Genomic DNA, 5,808 nt, shown 5'->3' with positions numbered 1-5,808 from the left:
ATTCGCGGTGTCGTACTGGAACGGAGCGGTCGGTATGCGCGCAGACCGCCGAGCTGGATCGCCAGAGGGTAGGTTGGACTCGGACATTACGAGACACAGACGGAGCTGCGTATGAAAATGAGCCTGTCCCCCGATGAAGTCGCGTTCCGCGACGAACTGCGCCAGATCTATCGGACCGAAATCCCCGCCGATATCCGCGAGCGCTTCAAGTACGGCCAGGAGCTGTCCCGCGACGACATCGTCCGTTCGCACAAGGCGCTGAACGACCACGGCCTCGCGGTGCCGAACTGGCCGGTCGAGTGGGGTGGCAAGGACTGGACCCCGATGCAGCGCCACATCTGGCAGGACGAGATGCAGCTGGCCTCGGTGCCGGACCCGCTGACGTTCAACGCGCAGATGGTCGGCCCGGTGATCGCGCACTTCGGCTCCCAGGAGCTCAAGGAGCGCTTCCTGCCGCCCACCGCCGCGCTCGACATCTGGTGGTGCCAAGGCTTTTCCGAGCCGGACGCGGGCTCGGACCTGGCCTCGCTGCGCACCACCGCGGTGCGCGACGGCGACTCCTACATCGTCAACGGCCAGAAGATCTGGACCACCCTCGCCCAGTACGCGGACTGGATCTTTTGCCTGGTGCGCACGGATCCGAGCGCGGCCAAGAAGCAGGCGGGCATCTCGTTCCTGCTCTTCGACGTGAAGTCGCCCGGCGTGACCATCCGCCCGATCAAGCTGATCGACGGCGGTTACGAGGTGAACGAGGTGTTCTTCGAGAACGTCCGCGTGCCGGCCGATCAGCTGGTCGGCGAGGAGAACATGGGCTGGACCTACGCCAAGTTCCTGCTCGGCAACGAGCGCACCGGGATCACCGGCGTCGGCCGCACGAAGGTCAAGCTCGGCATCGCGAAAGAGTATGCGGCGAAGACGAAGTCGGGCGAGGGCACGCTGCTGTCGGATCCGCTGTTCGCCGCGCGCATCGCCGAGCTGGAGAACGAACTGCTCGCGCTGGAGCTCACCCAGCTGCGCGTCGTCTCGAACTCCGCGGACGGCAAGCCGAATCCGGCGTCGTCGGTGCTGAAGCTGCGCGGCTCGGAGTTGCAGCAGGCTGCCACCGAGCTGCTCGTGGACATCGCGGGCCCGGACGCGCTGCCGGTCGGCGCCGACGAGATCGCCTCGCCCGCTTGGGCACAGCGCAGCGGCCCCGGCTACCTGAACTACCGCAAGACAACCATCTACGGAGGCTCCAGCGAGGTGCAGCGCACCATCATCGCCTCCACGATCCTCGGATTGTGAGGCGCGACCATGGATTTCGATCTCACCGATGAACAGGAAATGCTGCGGGACACGGTCCGAGACCTGCTCGCGCGCAACTACGATCCCGAGACCAGGCTGAAGGTCACCGACACCGAACTCGGCTGGAGCCGCGAGGTCTGGCAGCAGCTCGCCGAACTCGGCGTGCTCGGACTGACTTTCGCCGAGGAGGACGGCGGCGTCGACGCGGGCCCGGTGGAGACGATGGTCGTGCTGCAGGAGGTGGGGCGCAGGCTGGCCCCCGAGCCCCTGCTGGACGCGGTCCTGCTGCCCGGCGCGCTGCTCACCCTGGCCGGCTCCGCCGAGCAGCGCGGGCGGGTGCTGCCGGAGGTCGCGGCGGGCAACCGGTTGCTCGCCTTCGCGCACGCCGAGCCGGGCGTGCGCTGGCCGTCCGCCGAACTCGCCACAACGGCGGTGCCGCAGGGTGATTCGTACGCGTTGACCGGCGTGAAGAACCCGGTCGCGCACGGCGACTGCGCCGACGAGCTGGTGGTCAGCGCCGAGCTGCCCGGCGGCGGCACGGGGCTGTTCCTGGTCGCCGCCGACGCCGCGGGCGTGACCCGCAAGCCCTACCGCACGGTGGACGGGCAGCGCGCCGCGCAGCTCGAATTCACCGACGCCCCAGGCGAACTGCTCGGCGGTACCGCCGACGCGGCGGCGGCGATCGACGCCGCGCTCGGGCAGGCGCAGGCGAGCCTGTGCGCGGAGTCCATCGGGGCGATGGAGGAGGCGCTGCGGTTGACCACCGATTACCTCAAGCAGCGCAAGCAGTTCGGGGTCACCCTGTCGAAGTTCCAGGCGCTCACCCATCGCGCGGCCGACATGTACGTCTCGCTGGAACTGGCGCGCAGCATGAGCCTCTACGCCACCGCGGCGGTCGCCGACGGCGCGATCGACGCTCGGGTCGTGTCCAGGGCGCGGCTCCAGGTCGGTCGCTCGGCGCGGCACATCGGTCAGGAGGCGATCCAGATGCACGGCGGCATCGGCGTCACCGCGGAGTACCCGGTCGGCCACTATGTGGCCAGGCTGACCGCGATCGAGCGCACCCTCGGCGGCGGGCTCGAGCACCTGCGGGTGCTCGCCTCGCAGGTCGGCGAGTACGGGCTGCCCGAGCTGTAAAGGATTGCGGTGGTGCGCGATCCGCGCACCACCGCAGGTCACTCGTGGTCGTCGGGGTCCACGGATCGGTTGCTGTGCGGGTGCGTGGTCGGCTCGTCCGGGCTCGTCGTGGTCGGGCGCGGCCGCGTGGTGGGGCGAGTGGTGGGCCGCGTCGTGGCGGTCTCGGTCGCGGCGTCGGTCGTGGTGGCCGACGGCCGGCTGGTCTCGGCCGGGTTCGCGTTCGGCAGGCTGCCCTGAGCGGCGTCCTCCGGCGGCGGGGTCTCACCCGGTGTGGTGGTGCTGAATCCGGTGAACGGCGTCGCGGGCGGCGCCTGGTAGGGCGCGATCTGCCAGGACGGCGACGGCGGAATCGCCACCTTCTGCACCGTCACGCTCGGCCCCTCGTGCACGACGGGCGCGACGTTCGGGTCCGACTGCAGCGGCGGGGGCGCGACGTAGGTGTCCTGCTTGCCGATTCCGCAGGCGCCGATGAGGATTAGCCCGAGGGAGATCGCGCCTGCGGCGATCGCTGGACCTGCGATCCTGGTCCTGGTGCTCTCCATCGGTGATCACTCCTGCTGCGGTTCGAGTCGGCATTACCTTACTCGAGCGCGCTTCCCCGAGCCAGACGAAGCGGTCGGGTTCGGTGCGTCGAGCAGGCAGGTCTTAAATATGTCCAATTCAGATATCGAATTGGTCTCTTCGGCGTGTCGTGGGCACGTGTCGCTGTCATACAATGCGTCATGGTCGTAGCGTGTTAGCAAAGTTACGCGTGAGACGCCTGTACCCAGATGAGAGAAGCGTTGTGCGATGAACGCGGACATTGGTTCTCTGATCGGCGTCATCGAGGAGTAGATGATGGGAGCTTACTCGACAACGTCGCAGCCGGGGTCGTCCGCAGCCGCCGAGGACGCGGTGTCGGCTACTTCGGAGCAGCTCGTGTCGAACAAGTCAGCGCGCTCGCTGTCCACGATCGTTTCGCGGACCCTGGCCTGGCTTTTCTTCATCGGTGGAGTCGTCGGCGCGGTCCTCGGCATCGCCGGCCTGCACGTCGAAATCACCGTCGCCGGACTGATTCTCGCGTGCACCGCGGGGCTGATCCTGCTCAAACTCCGCGCCGGTCGCCGGGGCGGTACCGAAACGGAGTGATGCCGAGCGGGTTTCGGTCGTTCAGTTCAGCGGGGCGGCGCCCCACCAGGACATGAGCTCGGACTCGGTGGCGATGAAGCCGGTGCTGTACATCAGGATCGACGCGCGTCCCGGATCGGCGCTGAACTCCGTCACCATGCGCGGGCGTCGAGACTCGCTGCCGCGCAACAGGTAATTGGTGTACGTGTGGCCGTGGTTGGTCGCCGTGGACCGATCGTTGCCGGGGAGCCCGTCGAGGGCCGTCCGGACATCGGCGGGGGAGTCGTACAGGTAGAACGAGAAGGCCGCCTTGTTGTCCTCGCCGCCGAAGCAGCGCCACAGCACGAGCCAGTCGCCGAGCGCGGGATCGTCGTCGTGGATCTCCGGCGCGGCGCCCGGGGCGTAGGCGAAGCACCCCGCCTTGTTGTAGCCGGTCCCGGCCTGAACCACCTGCTGCGGAGTGCTTTCCGGCAACATGGCGGGGAATTCACCGCTCAAGGTCGCGGCGGCCGCGCTCGCCCGCGCCCGGTCGGTCGTGGTCGTCGGCCGGGGTGAGGTGGACGGCTTGGTGGTCGAGGGGAGGTCGGTGGCACGCGTCGTCGGCGGCGGGGTTGTGCTGGGCGTCGGTGCGGCCGAGCCTGTTTCGTCGCGGGAGAAGGCGACCAGGGAACCGATGAGTCCGAGAACCAATAGGACGCCGAACAATCCGCCGATCGTGGCGTACGACCGGGGCCGGCGAGGTCTGGGGAGGCCGGGAGTAGCTGTCTGGGCGGCATTTTCGACGACATGGACAGACGGCGGCTGGTCTGTCGCGGGCTGAAGTGGAATGGGGGCCGCGGGATTCGCCGCCGGTAACTCAGCGGACCTCGGTGGCGCGAAGTGCCCCGGCCTCGTCGGCGGCGCGAACTGGGGCGGCGCGGTGAGCGCATGCCATGCGGCGCCGGCGAATTCGGCGCACGAATCGAACCGGTCGTCGGCCCGTTTCGCCAACGCCTTGGCCAGCACCGCGTCCAACGCCACCGGCAGGCCGGGTCGTAGCCGGCTGACCGGCGGCGGCGGAACCTGCAAGTGTCCCTGGATCACCGCGACCGGATTGGTCGCCTCGAACGGCACCGTGCCCGTCAGCAGCCGAAAAAGCGTGCAGGCCAACGAGTATTGATCCGACCGATGGTCGAGCAGCGCACCCGACAGCTGCTCCGGCGACGCGTACGCCAGTGTGGCGGTGAAGGTTCCGGTCTGCGTGAGCCGCCCGGTCTCGTCGCGGAATCGCGCGATGCCGAAATCGGTGAGGAACACCCGCTCGCCCGCGTCCCCGGCGCGCTCGAGCAAGATGTTGGCGGGTTTCACATCTCGATGCAGCACGCCGCGCCGGTGCGCGAAGTCGAGCGCCTTGGCCGTCTCGCCGATGATCCGCACGGCACGCTCCGGCGGCAGCGACGCCGCGTCCACCTCGGCGGCGTCGGTGCCGTCGATGTACTGCATGGAGATCCACAGCTGCTCGTCTTCGAGCCCGCGGTCGTAGACCGTGACGATGTTCGGGTGATCGAGCTGGGCGACCAGGTCCGCCTCCCGTTCGAACCGGGTGCGGATCTCCTTGTCGTGGAACATCTCCGGGTTGAGCAGCTTCAGCGCCGTCAACCGCGGCAGGCGCGGATGCCGCGCCAGGTACACCGATCCCATGCCGCCGCGACCGAGCAGCCGTTCGATGGTGTACCCGGCAAATACCTCTCCGGGACGTAGCATGGTCAGTTGAGCGGCGCCGCGCGCCACCAGCGCAGGGTCTGCTCGATGGAGCCCGAACCGTCGGTGAACATCAGGTACTGGGCGCGGTCCGGGTCGCCGGTGAAGGCGGTGACGATCTTCGGCCCGCTCGCGTCGAATTTGTAGTTGATGTAGCTCTTTCCGCCGTTGGAGTCCGACGACTTGGTGTTGGTGGGCAGCGACTTCAGCACCGCCTGCGCGTCGGCCGCCGACTTGTACACGTAGATGCGGTAGAGCGGATCGGCGTTGTCGCCGCCGCCGTAGCAGCGCCACTGCCAGGCCCAGTCGCCGAACTCCGGGTCGCCGTCGTTGGGCGAGGGCGTGTAACTCGTGTCGGTCTCCCAGCATTTCGCGCCGTTGTAGCCGATCTGGTCCGACTTGGTCGCGGGCACCATGCGCGGGAACTCCGCGCTGATCGAGTCGGCGGTCGCGGGCACGGTGGTGCCCAGCCCGGCCGCGGCCGCGGACGTCGTGGTGCCCGTCGAGGACGAGGACGAGGACGAATCGCTGACCGCGCCG

At 68.7% G+C, this 5,808-nt stretch carries 5 protein-coding genes and 1 pseudogene; 3 read left to right on the top strand and 3 right to left on the bottom strand.

Annotation, left to right across the window (positions count from 1 at the left end; translation table 11 throughout):
• Window positions 1-111: 111 nt before the first annotated feature.
• Both ON39_RS26320 and ON39_RS26315 read left to right on the top strand, forming a co-directional pair.
• Window positions 112-1,284 carry an acyl-CoA dehydrogenase family protein gene (locus tag ON39_RS26320; RefSeq protein ID WP_040738433.1) on the top strand — a complete coding sequence of 391 codons (1,173 nt, stop codon included), beginning with the start codon at window positions 112-114 and terminating at the stop codon, window positions 1,282-1,284.
• 9 nt (window positions 1,285-1,293) lie between these two features.
• A complete protein-coding gene (locus tag ON39_RS26315; protein WP_040738431.1) occupies window positions 1,294-2,421 on the top strand; it encodes an acyl-CoA dehydrogenase family protein in 1,128 nt (375 codons plus the stop codon).
• A 38-nt stretch (window positions 2,422-2,459) separates the two neighbouring features.
• On the opposite strand, the gene ON39_RS48235 is transcribed toward ON39_RS26315, so the two are convergent.
• Window positions 2,460-2,963, bottom strand: coding sequence for a hypothetical protein (locus ON39_RS48235; RefSeq protein WP_051187113.1), 504 nt, complete (start codon window positions 2,961-2,963; stop codon window positions 2,460-2,462).
• Between the two features lie 376 nt (window positions 2,964-3,339).
• Here ON39_RS48235 and ON39_RS47570 point away from each other — a divergent pair, with 376 nt between their 5' ends.
• On the top strand, window positions 3,340-3,549 hold the full coding sequence (locus ON39_RS47570) for a hypothetical protein (protein ID WP_040738436.1): 210 nt from the start codon (window positions 3,340-3,342) through the stop codon (window positions 3,547-3,549).
• Between the two features lie 21 nt (window positions 3,550-3,570).
• Here the strand turns inward: ON39_RS47570 and ON39_RS26300 are convergent, their stop codons facing one another.
• Both ON39_RS26300 and ON39_RS26295 read right to left on the bottom strand, forming a co-directional pair.
• Window positions 3,571-5,298 carry a serine/threonine-protein kinase gene (locus tag ON39_RS26300; protein ID WP_373283739.1) on the bottom strand — a complete coding sequence of 576 codons (1,728 nt, stop codon included), beginning with the start codon at window positions 5,296-5,298 and terminating at the stop codon, window positions 3,571-3,573.
• Window positions 5,274-5,808 (bottom strand): annotated as a pseudogene (locus tag ON39_RS26295) (serine/threonine-protein kinase); the annotation flags it as partial. The pseudogene ON39_RS26295 and the gene ON39_RS26300, both read right to left, overlap by 25 nt.

The organism is Nocardia tenerifensis NBRC 101015 (assembly GCF_000308715.1).
Classification (GTDB): domain Bacteria; phylum Actinomycetota; class Actinomycetes; order Mycobacteriales; family Mycobacteriaceae; genus Nocardia; species Nocardia tenerifensis.
The sequence above is the reverse complement of the archived record's forward strand: the minus strand, read 5'-3'. Positions and strand labels throughout refer to the sequence as shown.

What these genes read in the sequence shown, in the direction of transcription:
- ON39_RS26320 (WP_040738433.1), top strand. Translation starts at nt 112, where the DNA reads ATGAAAATGAGCCTGTCCCCCGATGAAGTCGCGTTCCGCGACGAACTG.
- ON39_RS26315 (WP_040738431.1), top strand. Translation starts at nt 1,294, where the DNA reads ATGGATTTCGATCTCACCGATGAACAGGAAATGCTGCGGGACACGGTC.
- ON39_RS48235 (WP_051187113.1), bottom strand. Translation starts at nt 2,963, where the DNA reads ATGGAGAGCACCAGGACCAGGATCGCAGGTCCAGCGATCGCCGCAGGC.